Origin of the sequence: Clostridium saccharoperbutylacetonicum N1-4(HMT) (assembly GCF_000340885.1) — a bacterium.
GTDB classification, from domain to species: domain Bacteria; phylum Bacillota; class Clostridia; order Clostridiales; family Clostridiaceae; genus Clostridium; species Clostridium saccharoperbutylacetonicum.
In genome coordinates, this window is the sequence record NC_020291.1 from 1,948,231 (window position 1) to 1,972,460 (window position 24,230).

Annotated in this window: 19 protein-coding genes and 1 pseudogene; 11 read left to right on the plus strand and 9 right to left on the minus strand. The window is 28.9% G+C overall.

Annotated features, from left to right (window positions below; genetic code table 11):
• Window positions 1-238: 238 nt before the first annotated feature.
• Window positions 239-1,939, plus strand: a complete 1,701-nt coding sequence (locus CSPA_RS08625) for a methyl-accepting chemotaxis protein (protein ID WP_015391855.1) — start codon at window positions 239-241, stop codon at window positions 1,937-1,939.
• 172 nt (window positions 1,940-2,111) lie between these two features.
• Here the strand turns inward: CSPA_RS08625 and CSPA_RS30880 are convergent, their stop codons facing one another.
• From CSPA_RS30880 to CSPA_RS29085, 3 genes and pseudogenes are all read right to left on the minus strand, one after another.
• Window positions 2,112-2,771, minus strand: a complete 660-nt coding sequence (locus CSPA_RS30880) for a class I SAM-dependent methyltransferase (RefSeq protein WP_242832628.1) — start codon at window positions 2,769-2,771, stop codon at window positions 2,112-2,114.
• Between the two features lie 9 nt (window positions 2,772-2,780).
• Window positions 2,781-3,686: pseudogene (gene cysK / locus CSPA_RS30885) on the minus strand (cysteine synthase A); the annotation flags it as partial.
• A 12-nt stretch (window positions 3,687-3,698) separates the two neighbouring features.
• A complete protein-coding gene (locus CSPA_RS29085) occupies window positions 3,699-3,830 on the minus strand; it encodes a PLP-dependent transferase (RefSeq protein ID WP_200864800.1) in 132 nt (43 codons plus the stop codon).
• Between the two features lie 648 nt (window positions 3,831-4,478).
• Between CSPA_RS29085 and CSPA_RS08635 the strand changes: the two genes are divergently transcribed.
• The 6 genes from CSPA_RS08635 (at window position 4,479) to CSPA_RS08660 (ending at window position 12,082) form a co-directional block, all read left to right on the plus strand.
• The gene (locus CSPA_RS08635) at window positions 4,479-5,357 is read left to right on the plus strand and encodes a carbohydrate ABC transporter permease (protein WP_015391857.1); all 879 of its coding nucleotides are present in this window, start codon (window positions 4,479-4,481) and stop codon (window positions 5,355-5,357) included.
• Window positions 5,358-5,378: 21 nt separating this feature from the next.
• Window positions 5,379-6,254 (plus strand): carbohydrate ABC transporter permease, encoded by an 876-nt coding sequence (locus CSPA_RS08640; RefSeq protein WP_015391858.1) that lies wholly within the window; start codon window positions 5,379-5,381, stop codon window positions 6,252-6,254.
• A gap of 253 nt (window positions 6,255-6,507) precedes the next feature.
• A complete protein-coding gene (locus tag CSPA_RS08645; RefSeq protein ID WP_015391859.1) occupies window positions 6,508-7,827 on the plus strand; it encodes an extracellular solute-binding protein in 1,320 nt (439 codons plus the stop codon).
• Window positions 7,828-7,930: 103 nt separating this feature from the next.
• The gene (locus CSPA_RS08650; RefSeq protein ID WP_015391860.1) at window positions 7,931-8,617 is read left to right on the plus strand and encodes a DUF624 domain-containing protein; all 687 of its coding nucleotides are present in this window, start codon (window positions 7,931-7,933) and stop codon (window positions 8,615-8,617) included.
• A gap of 111 nt (window positions 8,618-8,728) precedes the next feature.
• Entirely contained in the window at window positions 8,729-10,495 is a 1,767-nt protein-coding gene (locus CSPA_RS08655) for a cache domain-containing sensor histidine kinase (RefSeq protein WP_015391861.1), read from the plus strand.
• Between the two features lie 12 nt (window positions 10,496-10,507).
• Window positions 10,508-12,082 (plus strand): response regulator, encoded by a 1,575-nt coding sequence (locus CSPA_RS08660; RefSeq protein ID WP_015391862.1) that lies wholly within the window; start codon window positions 10,508-10,510, stop codon window positions 12,080-12,082.
• A 118-nt stretch (window positions 12,083-12,200) separates the two neighbouring features.
• Here CSPA_RS08660 and CSPA_RS08665 read toward each other — a convergent pair whose 3' ends face one another.
• Window positions 12,201-13,766, minus strand: a complete 1,566-nt coding sequence (locus CSPA_RS08665; RefSeq protein ID WP_015391863.1) for an alpha-L-rhamnosidase-related protein — start codon at window positions 13,764-13,766, stop codon at window positions 12,201-12,203.
• Window positions 13,767-14,029: 263 nt separating this feature from the next.
• Between CSPA_RS08665 and CSPA_RS08670 the strand changes: the two genes are divergently transcribed.
• Window positions 14,030-15,079 carry an AraC family transcriptional regulator gene (locus CSPA_RS08670; RefSeq protein WP_015391864.1) on the plus strand — a complete coding sequence of 350 codons (1,050 nt, stop codon included), beginning with the start codon at window positions 14,030-14,032 and terminating at the stop codon, window positions 15,077-15,079.
• Between the two features lie 419 nt (window positions 15,080-15,498).
• On the opposite strand, the gene CSPA_RS08675 is transcribed toward CSPA_RS08670, so the two are convergent.
• The 5 genes from CSPA_RS08675 to CSPA_RS08695 all read right to left on the minus strand — a co-directional run bounded on the left by CSPA_RS08675 (window position 15,499) and on the right by CSPA_RS08695 (window position 21,757).
• Window positions 15,499-16,356, minus strand: coding sequence for an SDR family oxidoreductase (locus CSPA_RS08675; protein WP_015391865.1), 858 nt, complete (start codon window positions 16,354-16,356; stop codon window positions 15,499-15,501).
• Between the two features lie 14 nt (window positions 16,357-16,370).
• On the minus strand, window positions 16,371-17,417 hold the full coding sequence (uxuA, locus tag CSPA_RS08680) for a mannonate dehydratase (RefSeq protein ID WP_015391866.1): 1,047 nt from the start codon (window positions 17,415-17,417) through the stop codon (window positions 16,371-16,373).
• A gap of 4 nt (window positions 17,418-17,421) precedes the next feature.
• Window positions 17,422-18,822 (minus strand): glucuronate isomerase, encoded by a 1,401-nt coding sequence (gene uxaC, locus CSPA_RS08685; RefSeq protein ID WP_015391867.1) that lies wholly within the window; start codon window positions 18,820-18,822, stop codon window positions 17,422-17,424.
• Between the two features lie 939 nt (window positions 18,823-19,761).
• Entirely contained in the window at window positions 19,762-21,075 is a 1,314-nt protein-coding gene (locus CSPA_RS08690; RefSeq protein WP_015391868.1) for a HAMP domain-containing sensor histidine kinase, read from the minus strand.
• Window positions 21,068-21,757, minus strand: coding sequence for a response regulator transcription factor (locus CSPA_RS08695; protein WP_015391869.1), 690 nt, complete (start codon window positions 21,755-21,757; stop codon window positions 21,068-21,070). The genes CSPA_RS08690 and CSPA_RS08695 overlap by 8 nt, the downstream gene beginning before the upstream one ends.
• Window positions 21,758-21,923: 166 nt before the next feature.
• On the opposite strand from CSPA_RS08695, the gene CSPA_RS08700 reads away from it, so the two are divergent.
• The 3 genes from CSPA_RS08700 to CSPA_RS08710 are packed head-to-tail and all read left to right on the plus strand — an operon-like array spanning window position 21,924 to window position 24,226.
• Window positions 21,924-22,625, plus strand: coding sequence for a TVP38/TMEM64 family protein (locus tag CSPA_RS08700; protein ID WP_015391870.1), 702 nt, complete (start codon window positions 21,924-21,926; stop codon window positions 22,623-22,625).
• A gap of 25 nt (window positions 22,626-22,650) precedes the next feature.
• Complete coding sequence (gene pssA, locus CSPA_RS08705) at window positions 22,651-23,172, plus strand: CDP-diacylglycerol--serine O-phosphatidyltransferase (protein ID WP_015391871.1); 522 nt, start codon at window positions 22,651-22,653, stop codon at window positions 23,170-23,172.
• A 58-nt stretch (window positions 23,173-23,230) separates the two neighbouring features.
• A complete protein-coding gene (locus CSPA_RS08710) occupies window positions 23,231-24,226 on the plus strand; it encodes an AI-2E family transporter (RefSeq protein ID WP_015391872.1) in 996 nt (331 codons plus the stop codon).
• The last annotated feature ends 4 nt before the right edge of the window (window positions 24,227-24,230 follow it).

Here is a 24,230-nt window from a genome sequence, read left to right on the forward strand (position 1 = left end):
TTTTCTTTAAATTTTGAATAAAAGTAGTTTAAATTAGAGTATCCAATTTGCTCTGATATTGAATATATAGATGTAACAGGAGGAATAAACTATTAAAAAATTTAGATAAAACCAATAAAAATAATAGATGAAATATTTTGCCGAAAGCTATAAAATATAGATAAGAGTATAATTTTTGCTAATTTTTTGTGTTAAAATTAGTTTTCTTTGGACAAGATTACAGGAGGGGATGATTTGCATGATAAAAGGGATAAAGCTAAAAGTATTGTTACCATTAATAACACTTAGTTTGTTTTTTTTGGTGTTTATGGCAATACAATTTAATTCAACAAGTAATAATCTAAAAAAAGTACGGGAAATGAATAGTAAATACTTCTATACAAGTACTAAAGCTGATCAGCTAAAATTAGATGTTGTACAGGTTCAGCAATTTCTAACCGATATTAGTGCAACAAGAGGCGCAAAAGGTTTTGATGATGGTTTTGATGAAGCAGAAAAATATGCTAAGGATTTAGAAAGTGTCTTAGGTGAGCTTAAAGAAAAAAATCCAGAAAGTGCAAGTGAATTAGATAATATACAAAAAAGTTTTAAACCCTATTATGAAACTGGAAAGAAAATGGCTCAAGCGTACATAGACGGTGGCCCTGAAAAAGGAAATTTATCTATGGAGGAATTTGATTCTACTGCAGAAAAGATTAATGATGAAGTTGATAAATTTAACGAAGAAACAGCAAAAAATATCGAGATATCTATAAATAGTATTGAGAATGATATAAGAAATACAGTGATTTTAATAGGAATATCCATCGTAGCTTTAATAATAATATTAGTTATGACTTGGAGATATATCTCTAAACATATTGTTACACCAATAACTACTATGCTTTCGAAACTTAATGAAATGTCTAATAATGGCGGAGATTTAACCCAAAGGATAGATTTTCATAGCAATGACGAGATTGGTGAAATGGCAAAAAGTTTTAATTTAATGCAGGATTCTTTTAGGCAGATTATCCACGTAGTTATTAATGAATCAAGAAGTGTTGAAAATAAAGTTGAAAAAGCTAATGAAAATATGGGTAAGTTATCTGGATTAATCGAAAATGTTTATGCTACAACAGAAGAATTATCAAGTGGTATGGAGGAGACAGCAGCGTCAACAGAGGAAATGAGCAGTACTACGTCTTTAATTAACTTAGATATGAAAGGAATTGCAGAAAAGGCAAAAAGTGAAGCTGAGAATTCTAAGTTGATCAATGAGAGGGCTAATGAGCTTAAAAATAAAGCTGTTCTTTCTATGGAAAATGCTAAAAGAATTAATTCACAAACTCAAAGTAAATTATTAGAAGCTATTGAAAAAGCTAAAGAAGTTGAAAAGATAAAGGTTTTATCAGAAGCTATTTTAGAAATTTCATCTCAAACGAATTTATTAGCATTAAATGCATCAATAGAGGCTCAAAGAGCAGGTGAAGCAGGCAAAGGGTTTTCAGTAGTAGCAGAAGAAATTGGAAATCTTGCAGAAGATTCTAAAAATACTGTATCAGAAATAAGTAATGTTAGTAATATAGTTATGGAAATAGTAGACAACTTAGTTTCTACTTCTCAAGATATGATTAAATTTATCAATGAGGATATAGTAAGTGATTATGAAATGATTGTTAAAACAGGAGAGCAGTATAGTGAAGATGCAGCTATGATTTATGATATGACAACAGAATTTAGCAACAAATCTAATCATATAATGGATTCTATGTTTAGGGTTGGTGATGCTGTAAAGCAAATAACTGATTCAAATAATGAATTGGCTATTGGAACAAATAATATTGCAGAAAATATGAATACTATATCTGAAAGTTCAGGAAATGTTGTTGAATTAATTAAGGAAGTTAATGTAAGTACGAATGAGCTAGTTAGTATGGTTAATAATTTTAAGGTATAACTATTGTTACTAAAAAGAAATAAGTAAGAGAAAAGACAAGTATAATAGAGATGAAAAAAATAATAGGCCAGTATGCTTGCATATTTGGTCTATTATTTTACAGACTTTTTTTCACAGTCTGTTTTTTTTATATGAATTAGTGGGGAAGTTTTTAGTATATTAATGTTGCAATTTAAATTAATTTAGCAGTTAATATCCAAACAAATTTATTCATTTGTTGGAAGTCTACAGTGAAACCTTCAGCTTCAAATAATTTATTTAAAAATTTACAAGTTGAATAAAATTCTGTTTCTAGATCATGTGCTAGTGCTGGGAAATTCTTATTATAGGTATCTTTTATTATAAATTCTCTACTTTCAGTGGAATCATACATGGTATCTGTTATTATTATAGTTCCATTCTTCTTGAGTTTGCTCTTTAGTAATTTAATTGATTCTTCCTTTTCAGAATCTGTAAGGTGGTGAAAGGCATAACTACTGATGATAGCATCAATACTATTATCATCAATAGGCAAGGATAAAAATGTTCCTGGCAAGAAGGAGAGTGATGGAGCTTTTTTTAAAGCAATAGTACGCATCTTAACATTTGGCTCAATGCCTACAACATTATAACCAGCCTTTGAAGCAGCTAAGGTTAAATTTCCAGTACCTGCACCAATATCAAGGATTTTAGCAGCTTTAGATTTTGAAATATGCCTAACAGTTTCATCCAATATTTCTGTATAATTTTTAAAAACCTCCTCATACTCACCGTTTTTAATATAAACAGTTTCATCATAATTATCTGCCCAATCATCAAATAGAGCATTAAAGCGAAAATCAGATAATTTTATAGAAAAATCATATAAGTTTTGACTGAAATATCTATCACTTCTATCTGGTAAAATAACAACAATGTTACTTTTTTCTTTTGTTTTGTATGCCTGTCGTATAGCACCAGCCACAGCAGCACCAGAAGATGAACCAGCTAAAATACCTTCTTTTTGTGATAAAAGACGTACAAAATACATGGATTCATCATCAGGTATCTTTTCAACTTCATCTATATAATTTCTATCAAAAATACTAGGAATGAAGTGATTTCCGATACCCTCAACCTTGTAAGTGCCTTCTTCACCACCACCTAATATAGAACCGATTGGATCACTTAAAACTATTTTTATGTCAGGATTTTTTTCTTTGAGGTAGGAAGCGATTCCAACAATTGTTCCACCAGAGCCAGCGCCAGCAACTAAAATATCAATTTTACCATCTAATGCATCATAGATTTCTTTGCCAGTCTTTCTATTTGCAACTACATTAGCAGGATTATCAAATTGTTTTGGAACAAAGGAGTTTGGAATTTGTTTTGCTAATTCATTAGCTTTTGCTACAGCACCTTCAATTCCTTCTGAAGAGGGCGTTATTATAAGATCTGCTCCAAGAGCTTTCATTAAAATTTGTTTTTCAATAGAAAATTTTTCGGGAATAACAATTATTAAATTATATCCTTTTTCAAAAGCAGCCATAGCAAGACCAATACCGGTATTACCAGCACTTGCTTCTATAATTGTATAACCAGGCTTTAAAAGACCTTGCTTTTCAGCAGTTTTTATAATTTCCATTCCTATTCTATCTTTGATACTTCCGCCTGGATTTAAATATTCCAGCTTGGCAAAGATATTTACATTTTTATTTGGTGATATGTGGTTTAGTTTTAGCAATGGTGTATTTCCAATTAAATCTCTAATATCATTAATATAATTCATTATTATCACTCCTTATCTATAAAGTGCCTGTTTGAAGTCTTTAATTAAATCCTCAGGATCTTCTATACCTACAGAAAAGCGAACAAGACTATCTTTTATACCAAGTTTCTCTCTTAGTTCTAATGGAATTGAGGCATGTGTCATGATATAAATGTCATAATTTAAAGTAGCTTGATATATTATTGATTATTTGAAAAATAAATTACTAGCTTTAAAAAATATAAAATACACTAAACCAATATGATTAATAAAATATGCTTGTTTTTAGATGAATGTTACTAATATTTTTTTCCTTGCCTGATGAAGAATATCCATGAAATTCTTTAGAATTACCCATGTGAAAATATAGATTATGTACTAAAATGGTTGATTATAAGCTTGAGTATAATTAAATGTGATTAAAATAGTAGGAATTATAGAGTATTTGTTCAATATAAATTTGAACCTGAAAGATGCGTTGCAAGAGGGAGTAGGTTATTAAAAGATATGAGTTCTATGGAACAAAATACACTTCCTTAATATTTTATTCAACTATGATTTTGTACAGGGAATATGTAAAGTGAAAAGACAAGCATAAATATTTACACTACATTTGTAGTGGTTATAATTTTTTTATTACGAATTGTTTGATGGGATTTTATAGTAAACATTTTCAAAAAAATATGCACCAAAACAGAAAAAATACTCACTATATTGTAAAAGTATACACTAGTATAATTAAGCTGTACCCGGGAGAAATAAATAATTATTAAACTTAAAAAATTATTCTATTTTAGTGTGGAGAGTGATAATGTGGAAAATCTATTGAGAGATAAAAAAGCAATTGCAGTATTTATTTTACCAGCATTGATTTTATATTTAATAGTTGTATTTGTTCCAATAATTTGGTCTATTGTGTATTCTTTATTTTCAGGAATGCCAGGGATGGATTTTAAATTTACTGGCTTAAGCAACTATCTACATCTTTTTAAAGATGCTGACTTTATTAACAGTGTAGTGACAAATTTAAAGTATGTTGCAGTAGTTGTTATAGGACAAATTGGATTAGGATTTTTAGTATCATTATTATTTGTATTTGGGCTTAAAAAATATAAAACACTCATAAGAACCATAGTGTTCTTCCCAGTTGTTTTACCAACAGTTGCAACCTCACAATTATTTGCAAAGATTTATGAGATAGCACCCCAATATGGATTATTAAACAGCTTACTTCATGTGTTAAACTTGGATTTTTTTATTCAGCCATGGCTAGGACAACCATCAACAGCTCTTTGGGCTCTATGTGTAGCTGATATTTGGAAAGCTGTAGGATTATATGCATTAATCTTTTATGGTGGTTTAGTTGAAATTCCAGATGAAACTATAGAATCAGCCAGATTAGATGGAGCTAGTGGTATAAGACTTGTTAGACATATTATTTTACCTCTCGTTAAACCAGTTATAATTACTGGATTAGTATTAAGCTTAACAGGAACAATAAAGGCTTTTGATTCAGTTTTGGCATTAACAGCTGGAGGGCCAGGAACATCAACTCAAATGGTATCAATGTATATGTATGATACAGCATTTAAATATGGCCAATATGGTTATGGAAGTGCTATTGCTATATTTATATTATTTGAATGTTTAGTGGCAACAGGTATCGTAAATAAATTATCCAGAAATAATTAATTAACTTTAAGGAGGGTTTCTATGAATATTACACAAGGCGGAATGGAAAATGTAGGCAAGAGTTCCAGCAAGACTAAAATTGTAGGTATAGTATTAAAAATTCTTATAGGCCTTTTACTTGTTGTTGAAATATATCCAATTGTATGGCTACTTTTATCATCAATAAAGGGGCCAACAGAATTTTCTACATCACCTGTTTATGCATTACCAAAAGGATTCTATTTTAAAAACTATATAGATGCTTGGAATATAGGGAAAATGAGTATTTTCTTTAAGAACAGTTTATTTGTAACGACAGTAGCATTAGTTGTTATTATTGTTTTTAGTGCAACAGCTGCTTTTGCGATAACTAAATTAAAATGGAAATTAAGCAAAGCTACATTAACTTTATTTTTAATGGGAATAATGGTTCCGGTTCAAGTAGTTTTAATTCCTTTATTTATGATATATAAAAAGTCTGGATTATTAAATAATCCTTTAAGTCTTATTATTACCTATGCAGCATTTGGATTACCAATGTCTATATATTTGTTTGTAGCATATTTTAAGAATATTCCATTAGAAATAATGGAAGCAGCTGTAATGGATGGCTGTAGTATATATGGAGTATTTTTAAGAATAATTCTTCCACTAATACAAAATGCAATTGTGACTGTATTAACGTTGCAGTTCTTATTTAATTGGAATGACTTGATCTTTTCAATGACCTTTATAAGTAAAACAGATCTTAAGACAATTCAAACTGGAATGATGATGTTTACAGGTCAGTTTGGTCAAAAAGATTGGGGACCTATATTTGCATCAATAACAATGGGAACTATTCCAACCTTATTACTTTATATCGGATTAAATAAGATGGTAATTAAAGGAATGACAGCAGGAGCAGTTAAAGGTTAAATATATAATATTTAATTCTAGATATTAATGTCAGGCAAAGAGATTCGTTAAGAATTAATAACGTACAATAAATAATTTAAGAGTATATAATAGTTACTAGTATTCTGTTATAAAATTAGAAAAAAGTGTACATTAACTAAAAAAAAGTACACTATAACAAATAAATATGATGTGCTAATATTACAATGTAAACGTTATTCAAATATCTAAGTGTAAAAATAATTTGTTCAAATTTAATTTTAGGAGGGTATTTATGAAATCGATTAGAAAAAAGGTTTTAAGTGGAATTTTAGTAGGAATAATGAGTGGAGCATTACTAGCAGGGTGTTCTTCATCAGGTGGTGATAGTAGTAAACAATCAAGTGGAACAAAGGGGAAAACAGTTAAGTTCGTATCAATATGGAATGAAAGTACTGGTGTAGGAAAGGTTATAACTGACTTAACTAATGAATATAAGAAGGATCATCCTAACTTTAATCTAGAAATGGAAGTAGTTCAACAAACTGATTTAGATCAAAAGTTAAATGTACTTGCGGCTAGTAACGATCTTCCTGATTTATTTGTATCGCAAAGTAATTCACAATTGCTTCAATTTGTTAAAGCAGGTCAAATTATAGATATAGATACTTCATTACCAAGTGCAAAGGAAGCTCTTCTTCCAGCTACAGTTACAGGTGTAAATAACATATTAGGTACAGATAAATTATATGCATTGCCAACTGAAAATAACATTGAAGGAATTTGGTATAACAAAAAGATTTTTCAAGATAATAATATTAAAGTACCAACAACTTTAGATGAATTAATGGCTGCATGTCAAAAGTTAAAGGATAAGGGAATACAACCAATGGCACTGGCAGGAAAAGAAAAATGGCCGATAACTCGTCAAATTGCAAACATAGCTATGCGTAAAGCAGGCGTAAATGTTATAGCTGATGCAAACAGTGGAAAGGTATCATATACTGATCCTGCATTTGTAGAAGCAGCTAAAATGGTACAAGAAATGGGAACTAAAGGATACTTTGGAGAAGGTGTAACTACAATAGACTATAATGTTGCAAATGACAGTTTCTTAAATGGAAAAGCTGCAATGTACTATATGGGTAGCTGGGCTACTAGAGATCTTAATGATGATGCAAAAAATACTTTAGGAAAAGATGGCATTGGATTCTTTAACTTCCCAAGTGTAAATGGTGGAAAAGGAAGTCAAGAAGATTATTTAATGAACTTTGGAACATTACTAGCATTCTCAAAAGACAAGTTTGATGATCAAACAGCAGATTGGGCTAAATACATTGCTTCAAACTTTGGTGATTATTCAATGAATAAACTTGGTAATATTACTGGATTTAAACTTAACAAGACAACTGGAGATATACCAGTATATACAAAAATGGTAACAGATGAAATGAAAAAAGTTAAAAACAGTGGTCTATGGATGGAATACAATTTCGATCAAAAGACTAGTGACTTAAATCAAAATAATTCTCAACTTTTACTACTTGGTAAAATGACTCCAGAAGATTATTGTAAACAACTTGATGATGCAGTAAAAACTAGCTTGAAAAAGTAATAGTTAAATAATAAATTTTAAACATATAAATTCAAAAGCAACTTTGGGAAATTATTCTTTAGGTTGCTTTTGAACTATTTATTTTAAGAGGAGAAGAATGTATATGAACAATATAGAATATAAAGAAAACATTATTTTTACTGCTTTTAACTATATAGCATGGTTTGTTTTAGGAAATCTTTATTTTCTAGCGGCAAATGTACTTTTTATTGGATACAATATTATCTTTGGAATTGATATGTCATCAAATATTTCTATTTTAGGGTTCATTACATTAATTCCCATGGGGCCAGCATTAACTGCACTTTGTGCTTCAATGGGTAAAATAATAAGAGAAAAAGATATTAACATTACAAGTTACTATATTAAAGCATATAAGACAAATTTTAAACAGTCGCTGCAATTATGGTGTGCGGAATTAGTAATACTTTTTATATCTTATATTAATTTGAATCTTTCAGTAAAAGAGGGGATTTTAAGTGAATTTGCAATTTTATTTATTGCTATATGTGTATTCACAGTGATAATAGGAACAATTGCTTTCCCTATAATTTCGAGATTCAATTTTACAACTATAGATGTAGTAAAAATAGCTTTTATTTACTCTATAAAAAGGATACACGTCACTATTATTAATATAATTGCATTATTAATTGGCTTCTTTTTTATTTACATGCTTCCAATAACAGTATTTTTATGTTTAAACAGTTTAATATGCTTTGTTATTATGTTTAATAATAAAAATATAATAACAGAAATAGAAAAAGAATTAGCTTCAAATCAGCAATAAATTACCGTGTATATTTGATATAATATAAATATTGTAGAAGAGGGATATTATTAGAATACTGCAACTAGAGAGGTGATAAAGATTATTAATATAACACATAAATTACTAAATATGATTGAAAAATATTTTAAAATAAAAACTATTAAAAATAGATTTTTAGCAGTAATGATTATTTTGATTATTTTTCCAATACCTTTAATAGGAATAATTTCATTTATAAACTCTTCCAATATGATTGAAAATAATCATAAAGCATCATATCTCTTGAATTTGCAGAAGTCCAGTGAATTAATGGACAATAATTTAAAAAACACTACAAATATTATGCGAAGTATTACAAGTAATGAAAATTTGAGAAATGAACTTAAATCATCGAATGAAGTTACTGAAGCTACGGATAATTATTTTCCTATTCAAAGTGTTAATGTATTTAGTAGAATATTTAGGGAGTACACAATAGATACTACATATATTGATTCAATATGCTTATATGATAATGATGGACGGCTTTATTATTTTGGAACAAAATTTAGTGGAGCAACAGTATTAAAAAATAATCCTTACGATAAAATAAAAGAAAAAAATTGGTATAAAGAAGCAATAAAGGCAAATGGAAAAGAAGTAATACTAGGTTATAATATTTTAGATGAAGAAAGCAGAGAATTTTCATTTTCTACAGTGAAACTGGTAAGAGATGTGGACACTTTAAAGCCAATAGGACTTATGATTATTAATGTAAAGGAAAATGCATTTACTAAAGCTTTTCCTAATATAAATCCAGATTCTGAAGAAGGAACCTTTTTGGTTTTGGATAAAAATAAAAACAATAATAATAATAATTCTCCCATTGTCTTTATGAATAGAAATGACGAGGATATTAAAAAAATAGTAGATAATTCACAAGAATTTAATTCAAGCACTTTAGAGAAGCAAGGATATTCAGTAAGTAGTTATACTAATGATATTACTGGATGGGAAATTGTACATATTATAAAAAAGAGTCAATTACTAAAGGATACTAGGCTTATAGGAGTTTATACAGCCATAGTTTGTTTAGTGACAATTTTATTTGCATTGATATTATCAATAGTTTTTTCAAATACTATAAATAAACCAATAAAAAGATTAAAAAGAGCTATTTCAGATGTAGGTAAAGGCAAAAGGGATATTACTGAAGAATTTGGTGATGATGAAATAGGTATTTTAGGAAATCAATTTAAAGTTATGGTAAAAGAAAATTTAGAATTAAATGAGAGAATAACTAGCTCAAAGCTAAAGCAGAGAGAAGCAGAACTTAAGTTATTACAGGCTCAAATTAATCCACATTTCCTCTATAATACTTTAGACTCAATTTATTGGCTGGCAAAAATAAAAAAGGTTGATGATATTGCAGATATGGCTATTGCATTATCTGATATTTTTAAGTTGAGCTTAAATAAGGGAAGTGAAATAACAACTGTAAGAAATGAAATAAAGCAGGTGCAGAGCTATTTAATTATACAGAATTTAAGATATAAGGATAGATTTAAGGTAGACATTGATATAGATGATAAGATTATGGATTATGAGATAATAAAATTAATAATTCAGCCATTTATTGAAAATGCAATGATTCATGGGCTGGAACCTAAGGCTGGAGATGGAGAAATTAATATAATAGGGAAGTTAGAGGGAGACGAAATTGTATTTGTTATTGAAGATAATGGAATAGGTGTAGAGGATATTAATAAATTTAATTCAGGTTATGGCATAAAGAATGTTCAAGAAAGAATTGAACTCTATTATGGAGAAGAATATGGAGTTACATTTGAGAGTGAAATAAACAAAGGAACTATAGTCACGATTAAAATCCCATTTGAGAAAAAGATAATATTATAAGGGGAGAGTAAGATGATTAAAGCTGTACTTATTGATGATGAATATATTGTGGTTGAAGGATTAAAAGCCATAGTAAATTGGAGTGGATTTGGAATAGAAGTGGTTGGATCAGCTTCTGATGGTGTAAGTGGACTTGAGTTAATTGAAAAGGAAAAGCCTGATATAGTATTTACTGATATTACTATGCCTCGTATGAACGGGCTAACATTGATTGAGAATGCAAAGAAGATAATTCCAAGTGGAGTATTTATAATTTTTAGTGGTTATAATGAATTTGAATATGCACGAAAAGCTCTAAGTTTAGGAGTAATTGATTATCTTGATAAGCCTGTAACAATTGACAAAGTTGAAGAAACCTTAAAAGAAGCAATAAAGATTATTGACAAAAAAAAAGAAGAAACTAAATTGGTTGAAAACTTCTTAGAGTCTAAAAAGGCTATATTAGAAGGGTTAATTAGAAGATTAATAAATGGGGAAAATATTAATGATGAAAAATTGCTTTATATGTTAAATGATAACAATATAAATTTATTAAGCATGAACAATTTTACAGTAGCTGTTGCAAAGCAAGAGGAAGATACGGAGAATACTAAGAAGTTTATTAATGAGGTAAAAAAAACTTTTGACTTAAATAATCATAATAATTTAATAAGGCATTTTATTTTAAATGAAGGTAAAGAAGTAATCTTTATATTTTTTGAAATATCAGATATAAATAGTGAAACTGAATCTAACTTAATAAACTACATGACTAAAGTTAGAAAGCAGCTTCAAGAACAAAATATAGATTTCTATATGGGAATCGGGGAAAGTCAGAAGCAGGTTTTTGATATTAGTAAATCTTATTCAGATGCTAAGAAGGCGTTGAAGTATGCATTTTTTAAGGATACTTCTTCAATAATACACATTAGAGAGGTTGAATATAGTAATCATATATCAAAATTAGCAGATGATGGTCATGACTCAATAATTTTTAATATTAGATCTTCAAATAAACAGGAGGTTATAGGGCAGGTTAAAAACTTTTTGAAAAATTTAGAATCCTATAATTTACCGCCGGAAATGTTTTGCCATGAATGTTTAGAACTTATATATTTAGCTTTAAAAGTATCTACTGAGACAGGAAAAGATTATGTAGCTGAAAAAGAAGGAGGCTTTATACCTCATGTTGAAATTTTAAAAGCCAATACAGCCTTTGAGATTTCAGCTTGGATGATTTCATTTTTCGATGACTTAATGAATTGGATAGCTAATATACAGAAAAACAGCAATAGAAAATCTATTGTGAAGGTTAGGGAATACTTAGATGAAAATTACCATAAAGATATTACTTTAGATGAAATGGCCGAAATGGTAAACATTAATACTACTTATTTAAGTATGCTATTTAAAGAGCAAGTAGGAACAACTTATATAAAATATTTAACAAATGTAAGGCTTGAAAAAGCTAAGAAGCTGTTAAATGAGGGGTATAAGGTTAAGGAAGTAAGCGAGATGGTTGGATATCATAATAGTAGACACTTTAGTGAACTTTTCAAGAAAACTGTAGGTTTGACTCCAGATCAATTTAAAGGAAAAATTAAGTAGGATAGATAAAAATGATAATTATGGTTATAGTTATTGGGAATAGAGGCCAAATTTACAAGGAGTTATAAAGTTAAACCACTACGTTTGTAGTGGTTTAACTTTATAATAATGAATAAGCTTATAGGAAATACTTCCTTATAAAATATGATGGTGTACAGCTCCAAGCATGGCAGTAACTATTAATAATACGAGAACCATATGGAGATGCATATTTATTTTTAGGGTCGTATAATTCCCAGAAACAGTCAGCTCCATCCTTAACCATTTCTCCCCAATAGCTTCTCATACAAGATAGTGCTTCAGCTTTTCTGTTATTTAAAATTAAAGCTTCTATTAAATGGTGATATGCATAAGGAGTTACAAGATCAACTCTTGGAGAAACCTTTAGTAGGTTATCAAGTATTTGGCCATTAATATCTGTATCAAATACTTCAGCAAGTACAAACCAAATTTGTGAAATCCAAGATACTTGCTTTTGATTACCGCTTACAAAAAAGCCTTGTTCTTTATCCCATAGCTGATTAATTGCCCCTTTAGTAGTTTTCTTTATTTCTTTTTCAAGTTTTTCTTTTCTTTCAGCATCTCCTAATATAGAAGCCAATTTTTTTGCTTGTTTCAATGTGTATATTAGAATTGCTTGTGCTCCAGCCTGTTTGTTTAATTCATCATGCCAGTCTAAGAAGCACCACCAGTCGTCGCTATCACGAACTACACCGTTTTCATCTACACGATTTAAAGCCAGTTGAGCTTGATGATATGCAACTTCCCATAGATCATTTAATACAGTCAAATCTTTTGTTTCTTCATAATAATCGTAAAGACAAGAAATAAAGAATAGTGAATAATCGTATAATGCAGTATCATCGACCAAAAGCTTTGGCTCAATAAATAAACATGCACCAACTCTTCCTTCATTTTGAGCTAAACCTGCAAATAAGTATAAGCATCTCTTTACTAAATCATAGTTTTTAAAAGTATAATAATTTGCTTGAGCTTGTAGTCTCAAATCGCCAATCCATAAACGTCTATCTCTCTTAGGTCCATCTTCAAATACAGAATGCATACAATCTTGAAGGGTTTTTAAGGATATTTTATCCATTTTAATTAGATCATCAGAAATTTTAGTTAATGGAGAAACAGTTGACATATCAGCAGAAGATACAGCTATGCAATTTACATCTTCAATTACAATTTCATATTTAGGGGATGTATCTACTACCTTAATTTCCATATATCTAAAAGCATAACGTCTTGGCATGCTAACTGTATTTGGTAATATATCTATATGGAGGAACTCTTCTTGAATCCAGCTGCTGCTAATGCTTCCGTTATAAGTCGAACTATCTTCAGCTATTTCACATAAGGTTTCACCAAGTTTAATTCTAAGATGTGCAGGTGCATCAGGAGGACTTCCTACTGGTTTAAGCTTAAAACTTACATATCCAGCGTGATGATCACCAAAATCAATACATACGCTTTGACCTTTACCTAAAGAGATATTAGAAAGTTCATCAATTGATTTTCTTTCAGTTATTTCCCAGTCTTCTTTTCCTTTTTCAATGGTTACTAGCCCAATTGGTTTAACTGTATTTTTAATCAAACTTGGTTCTAGTGCTACTGCTTTATCTACAAGAGCTTGATTAACTTCCATTTTAAAATCTTTAATACTGTTAGTAATACTCATATATTCATCTCCTAATTTATGATTTATGCTAAAACTCTTTTGAAATGCAGAGTTTTAGAAACACTACTGTGATTTCTAACTAAGGGCTGTTATTATTTTAGATGATAACATTTTCATAAATTATCATCATAAACTAAGTATATATTTATAAAAAAATCTTAACAATTATCATTTCTAGTCAATTTGATTGATTGATTTTAATATTTGTGATAAATTTTTAATTAACAGACCATGGTGACTGTCACTGATTTAAAGGAGTTTTTATGAATTTAAATGATTTAACCCAATATTTGTATACTTATAATGAAGATGAGATATTTTACAGAAAATATTATGAAGCAAGACAGGATATCGTATTGCATAAAGGCCTTTTAGAAAATATAGATAAAGACTATATTATTAAACATAAATTAATAATTCCTGAAGTTTCAGATAAAGAAATACCAAAACAAATGGCTGATGAAACTTACTTTGAAATGAATAGTCAAAATAGTATTATTCTTCTTAAGCATAATCGCTATACGCCAGAATTTACACATAAGCATGTCTTTTTTGAATTAATTTATGTATTGGCAGGTCAATGTACTCAAAAAATAGGTGAACATCATATAGAAATGGGAGAAGGAGATATAACTATTGTTTCCCCTAATGTAAAACATTCTATTGCTGTGTTTGATGACAGTATTATTATCAATTTATTAATACGCAGAAATACCTTTGAAGATATATTTTTTGATTTTTTACGAAATAATAATTTACTTTCAAATTTTTTTATAAATAATTTATACAAAGAACAGCGAAATGATTATATTATTTTTAGAACAAGTAAAGATGAGGAAATAAGAAATTCAATTTTAGAAATGTTCTTAGAATATAAGAATCGTTCCAGGTATTATAATAATATTCTCAACAATCTTCTTATGGTGTTTTTTGCTAGATTGCTTCGCTCTCATGAAAAAAATGTTGAATTGCCAAGCCTCTTAAAAAAAGAGACATTGAGACATATAGAAATGATTACTTACATTCAGGATAATTATATAGGGATTACATTAGATGATGTTGCTAGGAGATTTCATTTTTCTAGTCCACATAGTTCAAAGTTGATTAAAGAAGCAACAGGACTTACTTTTACTCAGCTAATACAAAAGATACGTCTTGAAAGAGCAGAGAATTTGTTGCTCAATACTAATATTTCTATTGCAGATATCAGCAATAGTGTAGGGTATCCTACTGTAGAGCATTTTATTAGGCTATTTAAAAGGAAAAATGATATTTCTCCAAGTCAATATAGGAAAAATAATAAATTGAACTAGATGTTTTAGCTAATGCTGAAGATATACCTGCTAAGTGACAACCTTGGGCAACAAACAATTTTAATTAATAAAAGTTTTTCAAAGCCTTTTAAATCATTAGTGATATTAATTTTTTTACCATAGGCTTCACCGCCAGGCATTAAAATAGTTATAAAGATTTTTTAAAATTATGTCTTCATTGGAATTATGGAACTGAATTAAAAGTTTTACTGAGTGGAAAAGGCTGTGATGAGGAATTAAAAAGTGCAATGGAGGCAAGTATATATAACAAACCAAAAACTACTACATACTGAATTCGCAGTATATAGTAGTTTTTATTTCTTGATGATATAGTTCTTTTCTTAATGAAATTATATATTTTGAGCAAATAACTTATTTTATTTGATTGTGGCTAATTATATTAATTGGTTTTATTATGGTTAAACTCCTGAATAAGCTGAGAAACCACCATCAATTGGTATAACTATACCATTTACAAAGCTTGATGCTTCTTCATTTACTAAGAATAGAAGTGCACCTATAAGTTCTTCAGCTTCACCAAATCTTCCCATTGGAGTAGCGTTTAAAATCTTGTGAGAACGCTCAGTATAGCTTCCATCTGCATTTTTTAGAAGTGCTTCATTTTGTTTTGTTACAAAGAAGCCAGGAGCTATAGCATTCACTCTTATACCAACCTTTGACATATGAACAGCTAGCCATTGTGTAAAGTTTGATACTGCAGATTTTGCACCTGAGTATGCTGGTATTTTTGTAAGTGGAGTGAAAGCATTCATTGATGAAACATTGATAATGCTGCAACCTTTTCTTCCAATCATGTCTCTTGAAAATTCTTGTGATGGAAGTAAAGTTCCAAGGAAGTTTAAGTCAAATACAAATCTGATTCCATCTTCATCAAGATCGAAGAAAGTTACAAGATCTTTGTTTTCTTCTTTTAAATCTTCTTCATATAAATATTCCTTAGTAGTTGTTCCTTTTGGATTATTACCACCAGCACCATTTATTAAAATGTCGCAAGGACCAAACTTTTCTAAGATAACTTCATGAGCTTTTTTAAGACTTGCTTTATCAAGAACGTTAGCTTCAACGCCTATAGCAGTTTTTCCTTTAGCTACAACTTCAGAAGCCTTCTTTTCTGCACTTTCTATGCTTCTATCTAAGATTGCAACTTTTGCGTTGCATTCAGCTAAGGCATCAACCCAAGAGCTTCCAAGTACTCCAGCTCCACCAGTTACTACAATAACTTTATTACTTAAATCTATACTAAAAGGTAATTTCATTTTATATCTCTCCTTTATTTATTAGTTTTTTCTAGAGTTTCCCAAATTCCTGCAATATACATAGCACCTAAAGCACGGTCATATAAACCATAGCCAGGTCTTCCTGTTTCTCCCCAAATCATTCTTCCGTGGTCTGGACGAAGATATCCATCGAAGTTGTTTTTATGAAGCACTTTCATAATTGCAACAATATCTAAAGAACCACAAGGTGAGTAGTGAGCACTTTCTTCAAAGCTTCCATCTTCAAGAAGTTTTACATTTCTAACATGCATAAAGTGAATACGACCTTGGCTAGAATATTTATCTACCATTTCTACAATATTATTAAAGCTTGCTGATCCAAGAGAGCCAGTACAGAAAGTAAGTCCGTTGTATTTGCTGTCAACTAGCTTTAAGAATCTATCCAAGTTCTTTTCGTTTGTGATTATTCTTGGAAGTCCAAAGATATTATATGGAGGATCATCTGGGTGAATTGCCATCTTAATATCATTTTGTTCAGCAACAGGTATAATTTGTTTTAAGAAGTATTCTAAATTACTCCATAAAGCTTCTTCATCAACTTTTGAATATTGCTTGAATAAATCTGCAAGTTGATCCTTTGTATAGCTTGAATCCCAGCCTGGAAGTGATAATTCACCAGTAAGAGGATCCATTTTTTCAAGTTGTTCTTTATAATAAACAAGAGCAGTAGAACCATCTTCTAAAACTTTATCAAGTTGAGTTCTAGTCCAGTCAAATACAGGCATGAAGTTATAACAAATTACTTTAACTCCTGCTTTTGCAAGACGTCTTATGTTTTCTTTATAATTTTCAATATATTTGTCTCTTGTAGGTAAGCCAAGTTTTATGTCTTCATGAACAGGAACACTTTCAATAACATCAAATTTTAAGTTAGCATTTTCAACTTCAGCTTTTAATTTAACTATGCTTTCATTACTCCATACTTCTCCTACAGGAACGTCGTAAATTGCAGTTACTATGCTGTCCATACTTGGGATTTGTCTAATGTATTGAAGCTTAACGGCATCGTCAGCTCCATACCATCTAAATGATAATTTCATATTTTTAATCCTCCAATTTTAAATAATTTTTTATATTTTTGTAGCAGATGCCTTCAACAATTTCTTTTAGAAGCTCAGGATCATTTTCAAATTCATTATCATCAACCAATGAACCTATAAAGCTACATAATATTCTTCTGAAATAGTCATGTCTTGCATAAGATAAAAAGCTTCTTGAATCTGTAAGCATTCCAACAAAGTCAGCTAGCATTCCTTGGCTTCCAATTGATTTTAAATGCTCATACATGCCTTCTTTATGATCGTTAAACCACCAAGCAGCCCCAAATTGAATTTTTCCTCTTACACCATCTTCACCAAAGCAGTGAGGAAGTGCAGAAAGTACAATATTATCCTTTGGATTTAAAGTGTAAATTGCTGTCTTTGGAAGTCCAGAGTTTTCATTAATATCATTAAGAAGTTTTGATAATGATGAAGCTATATTAAAATCATTCATAACATCAAAACCTGCATCAGGACCTAACGTTTTAAACATAGTTTCATTGTTATTTCTCATTGCTCCTATATGAAGCTGCATTGCCCAGCCATTTTTGTGATATTCCTTAGCAAGCAATTTAAGAGTATAACATTTAAATTTTTCAGCATCTTCAGTTGATATTTTATCTTTATATAAGCGCTTCTTGAAAATTTCAGCTACTTCTGCTTCAGTAGTAGGTAAATAATATAAACTTTCTAGTGAGTGGTCAGAAAGCTTACAACCAATTTCATTGAAATATTCAACTCTGCTTATTAATGCTTCTATTAAAGTTGAATAAGAGCTTGTAATTTTGACACCAGAACTTTCTGATAAGGCATTCATATAATCTGTAAAACCTTCATTTAAAATGTTAAGCGCTTTATCAGGTCTAAAGGTTGGCAATACTTTAAAAGTTAAAGCCTTATTTTCAGCTATTAATTTATGATATTCCAAGTTATCAATAGGATCATCTGTAGTGCAAATTAATTTTACCTTGGAATTAGTTATAAATTTTACAGGAGATAAAGCTTCAGCAGCTATTTTCTTATTACAATGCTCATAGATTTTTTCAGCATTGCTTTCCTTTAAAATTTCTGTAACTCCAAAGAAATTTCTTAGCTCAAGATTAGTCCAGTGATATAAGGGGCTACCTATTAATCTTTCACAAGTTCTTGCCCACATTTTGAATTTATCAAAATCATTTGCAGTACCAGTAATATATTCTTCAGGTATACCTGCATATCTCATAGCTCTCCACTTATAGTGGTCAAACTCAAGAAAAATTTTAGAAATATTACTAAATACCTTATCCTCATAAATTTCTTTAGGAGATAAATGACAATGATAGTCATAAATAGGGGCATTTTTTGCAATATCCTTATAAAGGATATTTGCAGTTTTTCCCTTTAACATAAAATTGTTATCTAACAAAAAATCACCTCATTTTAAATATTAAGAAACATAATATTTATGATTAGTTGTACTTTAATATACGCACAACTTAATTAATAACTCTATTCTATATTGTAAGCTTATATAATACATTAACTATTTTGATATATTGTATAAAATTATTGCATTAAAATAATATAATTAAATATGCTGTTCTAGGAGCTTGAAAACAATTAACTTTGATTTACCTTAATTATATTAATAATTCAAAACGATGAATATGTTATTATTGCTATATAACTTGCAAAAATTGCTGTGATAATATTAATAATGGACCAATTATTAAAGGAATTTTTAAGATAGCTTTGAGTGTTAGAGCCAAATGACCTAGGTGATGAAATTAATAATTGAAACTGTTATTAGAATTGCAAACTTAGTTAAGGAGTATGAATTAGGCGAGGAGTATATAGTTCCTATTGTATTTAAAGGGGGAGTTTTGTTTTAGCAGTACAATCAGTGATATTGCGAAAAATGTACAATAAATGATATGGAGAAAAATGTACAAGGAATGATTTGAATTTTGCTTATAGACAAGTTATATAATTTAACAACTTGTCCATAAGCTTTTATATGATTGGAATTATGCTTTTAAGATAGAGTTATAGATATCTAAATGAATAATCAAACTTATAAATGGAATATACATGCATAATTGAGAAATTATAATCGTAACACTACACTAGAAATGTGATACATTTTTTTCTGGAGCAGGCATGTGAAATTGAGCTGATGAAGGTTGTTAATGTGGGCTTGTTTCATTTTCAGATTGTCCAGATTTTACATCTGGAACACGCTGAAATGATGGCAAGCCCACATTTAGAACCTTCCAGCGAAAATTTCACTAGTCCTGCGGAAGATAACTGTATCATATTTCGGTGATTGTTGCATAAGTCTAATTCTTACGTTGTGTATCTATAGTTAAGATGAAGTTATATTTAAAGTTATCGAAATCAAAAATAAGTTTTCTCTTCTTTTAATATCAAATTCTCCTTTATGCATTTCTATGATCTTCTTGCAGGTTTTTAGTCCTATACCTGTGCTATCTAATGCTTTTAAATTATTTATTTGGTTTTCTACAGTTATAAATAGTTTTTCTTTTTCAATGTAGTAGTTAACTTTAATCACTTTAGATTTATCTGCATATTTAGATAGATTAGAAAAAATATTATCAAAAACTCGTTGCATTGATATTAAATTCACTTCGAGTAAAAAAGGTGTATTGCAAGAAGAAAAATCAAAGAAAAATCCTTTATTGTCTAACAGGAAAATTTGCTCTTGAATTAGTTGTTCTAGTAGTTCATTTCCATTAAAGGTTTCTAATTCTAAAGCATCACAGGTATTAAAAACTGTAAAGTACTCAAACAGTTTATCTGATAGATATTTAATTTGATATGCTTTTTCCCTACTATTATGAATATATTGTTTAAAGTTTTCTTCAGTTTTATATTTTTTATATTCTATAATATCTAAATACCCAACTAATGCTGTTAGAGGAGTTCTTAGATCATGTGATAAGGCTGTAATCAACTCACTATTTGCAAGTTGAGCTTCACTTTCATTTTCTAACCTTTCGATAAAGGATTTTCTCATATCATTAATACTTTGAGCCAATGATGAAAGCTCATCATTGCTATCTATAGTAATATCATAGGTTAAATCTCCTCCTTCTAAGATTTTTATTTCAGTTTCAAGAAGTCCAATATAGGTGATTTTTTTGTTAATAAAAAACAGTATAAGAATTATAAAGAAAAGCAATGATATAGCGATTCCAGCAAAAGCTAGAAAATAGTAATACTTGTATTCAAAAAAGCATTCCATATGCATTTTTGCATCAGAATCAATAAATGACACATCAACAAGAGTATTACTAGGGAAAATTGGACTTTCTTTATATTGTTCATAACTTGTTACTTCATCATTTATATTAGAAGCATAAACTAAATCATTATCTTTATAAATATAAAGATTCACATTCTTGTTTTGGCGAATCCAACTTTCGATTTTGTCATGATCATTTATTGATAAGCTATTATCCGATACATATTCTTTAAACTCTGACACAGCTTGTTTTTTTTGGTTAACAAGAAAGGAAGTCTTGTTAAAGTAGTTATCTAATATATTTTCACCTGCTGTATATATTAAAAGAAATATACAAACAGATATAATAAATGAAAATACTAAAGCTATGATTAATTTAATTTCTAATTTAGTAGATAGAAATTTTTTATTCAATCCTGTACCCCTTTCCCCAAACTGTTTTTATATATTTTGGATTTTGTGGATCGGATTCTAACTTACTTCTTAAATTTCTTATATGAACCATGACTGTATTATTACAAGAGTAAAAATAGGGTTCGTTCCAAATACTTTCATATAAATTTTGTGCTGAAAAAATCTTTTTACGATTTTTAGACATCAATAAAAGAATACTATATTCAATTTCAGTTAAAGCGATTTCTCGCCCGTCTATTGAAATTTCGTTTGAAGTTAAATTTATTTTTAATCCGTTAATACTAATTGAATTTATTGAGTCACTTGCCTCTTTCCCTTTATAAACATAATATCTTCTAAGTAAAGCTTTGACTCTTGATACTAGTTCTGTATATGAAAATGGTTTTGAAAGATAATCATCACTTCCAGCAGAAAAAGCCATATATTTATCTGAATCTTGGGATTTGGCTGTTAAAAATAAAATTGGTGCACTTGTCTTCTCGCGAATTTCTATACACGCTTTAAATCCTGTTTTTTTAGGCATTACTATATCAAGGATTATTAAATCAATGCTTTCATCAACCTTGCATATAGCATCTTCACCATCTACAGCCTCTAGCACATTGTAGCCTTCACTTTCCAATAAAACTTTAACTATTTCTCTTATCTCGTCATTATCATCCGCAATTAAAATATTCCTCATAGTACTTATTGGCCACCTCCATTTGTTATTAGTATATAACGCTGTATTGTTTAAATCTACATTATTTAAGATGACTTAAGAATTCTTAAGATTTAGTATATGTAGATTTTAAGATGTTGTAGATAAACTTTTAATTATTAGATTACAAACAAGAAAGGAAAAAATTATGGATAGAGCAAAAAAACTATTAATAGGAAAAATATTATTGGCAATATTAGGTGGGATAGCTATTACGTTAACTATTAAGTATTTACCATATATTCTTGAAATAACAACATCCCTTGATAAGTTTAGGGATTATATAATTTCTACAGGGAGGTTTGGTTCATTTTTATTTATATTCTTTCAAATATTACAAACCGTGATTGCACCAATTCCAGGTGAAGTGATTCAAGTTGCTGGTGGATACATATATGGAGTTCCTCTTGGGCTAATTTATACCACATTAGGACTTATGATTGGTGGGATTATAGCTTTTTATTTCACAAGATTAATAGGAGCTTCCTTTATAGAAAAACTGATTAAAAAGAAAAAATCCAACTGGCTTTTGGATATTATGAATAGTAAAAAGTTTACAGTTATATTATTTGTATTTTTTATTATACCTGGTTTTCCAAAAGACTTTTTAATATATGTAGCAGGGTTAACTCCAATAAAGCCATTAAAATTCTTTGGAATTTTACTTATAAGTAGATTTCCATGGCTATTAGCTTCCGTAGGAATAGGATCTAATATTCATTATGGAAATTATATGTCAACAATAGTAATTTCACTTATAGCTTTAATAGCATTTGTATTAGGGATAATTTATAAGGATAAGCTTATAAGTAAGTTTTCCCAAGGTAATCAAGTTAATGAACAGATGTAGTTAAGTAAGTAAAAGGAGTCGAGGCATGTTAAAAAAATATATACCAAATATATTAACATTTATGAATTTATCGTTTGGAATTCTTTCAATAATTGAAGTTTTTAATAAAAATTTTAGTAGAGGAGCTTTATTTATAATTGCTGCTGCGTTAATAGATAGATATGATGGCAGAATTGCAAGATATTTTAAGGTATCCAGTGAAATAGGAAAAGAACTAGATTCTTTAGCAGATTTAATTTCCTTTGGAGTTGCACCGGCTATATTAATATTTTCTAAATATATTTTTGGTTTTCAGGCGTTTGGCGTGATTGGAATTATTTCAGCACAAGCTTATATTATATGTGGTTGTTACAGATTAGCAAAATATAATGTTAGTGAATTTAATGGAACTTTCACAGGAATTCCAATAACTATTGCAGGTTTAATTCTAGCATTATTTTCGTTATTTGTACCTAAAAATAACGTATTTGTAATAATACTATCAGTTATTTTAATGAGCGTTCTTGCTTATCTTATGATAGCAAAATTTAAGTTGAAAAAGATTTGATCTGGTGAATAAGCAAGGCTTGAATAAATGTTATCAGCCACAGAGGAGGAATTTTAATATGGAAGTAAAAAAAGATGAGTTTTGGAAAAATGTAATAAGAACTGTTATAGAATTTATGGTTATAGCTTTAATAATTTATCTTATTAAAGATTTGTTTAATCTAATTATTTTTACATTCTTATTTTCTTATTTACTATATAATTTGCAAAAATATATAGTAAGAAAAACGCGCTTGCCAAGAACCTTAGTAACGATTGTTTTATATATTATTATTTTTGGATTAATAATATTTTTTGCGTGTAGGTATATTCCTGAAATTATAAGAGAAATTCAAATCATATATGAAGAGCTATGGAAAATAAATGTACCTGATAATTGGAAAGGATATATAGATATCTTAAGGAAGCAGATTGATATATCAAAATCTTATGATACGCTTATGAATACTTTGATAGTTACTGGCAAAAGCTTAGTACAGGGAAGTGCTAATTTATTTATTTCATTAATATTAAGTATGCTTTTTATCTTAGATATAGAAAGAATAAAAAAATTTATAAGCAAATTTAAAACGAGTAAAGCATCAAGACTTTACAATCGTCTTGAGTATTTTGGATTAAATTTCTTAAATTCCTTTGGAAAAGTAATACAAGCTCAATTTTTAATAGCATTAGTAAATTCTATTCTTTCTACCATAGCTTTATGGATTATGGGATTTCCACAATTAATAGGTCTAGGCTTTATGATATTTGTGCTAAGTTTTATACCGGTGGTTGGAGTTATAATATCTTTAATACCACTTTGTTTAATAGCATTCAATGTTGGCGGTGTAATTAAAGTAATATCCGTTATTATAATGATTGCTTTATTACATGGGTTAGAAAGTTATATATTAAATCCAAAGTTAATGTCCGATAAAACATCATTGCCAGTATTCTTTATATTTATAATATTAGTTTTGGGAGAACAATTTATGGGAACATGGGGATTATTGTTGGGAATACCTTTAGTTATTTTTATTTTAGATATTTTAGAGGTTAAGGTATCAGATGAATAATTAA

Coding starts and splice junctions, on each gene's coding strand:
- CSPA_RS08625 (WP_015391855.1), top strand. CDS start 239: ATGATAAAAGGGATAAAGCTAAAAGTATTGTTACCATTAATAACACTT.
- CSPA_RS29085 (WP_200864800.1), bottom strand. CDS start 3,830: ATGACACATGCCTCAATTCCATTAGAACTAAGAGAGAAACTTGGTATA.
- CSPA_RS08640 (WP_015391858.1), top strand. CDS start 5,379: ATGAATATTACACAAGGCGGAATGGAAAATGTAGGCAAGAGTTCCAGC.
- CSPA_RS08645 (WP_015391859.1), top strand. CDS start 6,508: ATGAAATCGATTAGAAAAAAGGTTTTAAGTGGAATTTTAGTAGGAATA.
- CSPA_RS08650 (WP_015391860.1), top strand. CDS start 7,931: ATGAACAATATAGAATATAAAGAAAACATTATTTTTACTGCTTTTAAC.
- CSPA_RS08655 (WP_015391861.1), top strand. CDS start 8,729: ATGATTGAAAAATATTTTAAAATAAAAACTATTAAAAATAGATTTTTA.
- CSPA_RS08660 (WP_015391862.1), top strand. CDS start 10,508: ATGATTAAAGCTGTACTTATTGATGATGAATATATTGTGGTTGAAGGA.
- CSPA_RS08665 (WP_015391863.1), bottom strand. CDS start 13,766: ATGAGTATTACTAACAGTATTAAAGATTTTAAAATGGAAGTTAATCAA.
- CSPA_RS08670 (WP_015391864.1), top strand. CDS start 14,030: ATGAATTTAAATGATTTAACCCAATATTTGTATACTTATAATGAAGAT.
- CSPA_RS08675 (WP_015391865.1), bottom strand. CDS start 16,356: ATGAAATTACCTTTTAGTATAGATTTAAGTAATAAAGTTATTGTAGTA.
- uxuA (WP_015391866.1), bottom strand. CDS start 17,417: ATGAAATTATCATTTAGATGGTATGGAGCTGACGATGCCGTTAAGCTT.
- CSPA_RS08695 (WP_015391869.1), bottom strand. CDS start 21,757: ATGAGGAATATTTTAATTGCGGATGATAATGACGAGATAAGAGAAATA.
- CSPA_RS08700 (WP_015391870.1), top strand. CDS start 21,924: ATGGATAGAGCAAAAAAACTATTAATAGGAAAAATATTATTGGCAATA.
- pssA (WP_015391871.1), top strand. CDS start 22,651: ATGTTAAAAAAATATATACCAAATATATTAACATTTATGAATTTATCG.
- CSPA_RS08710 (WP_015391872.1), top strand. CDS start 23,231: ATGGAAGTAAAAAAAGATGAGTTTTGGAAAAATGTAATAAGAACTGTT.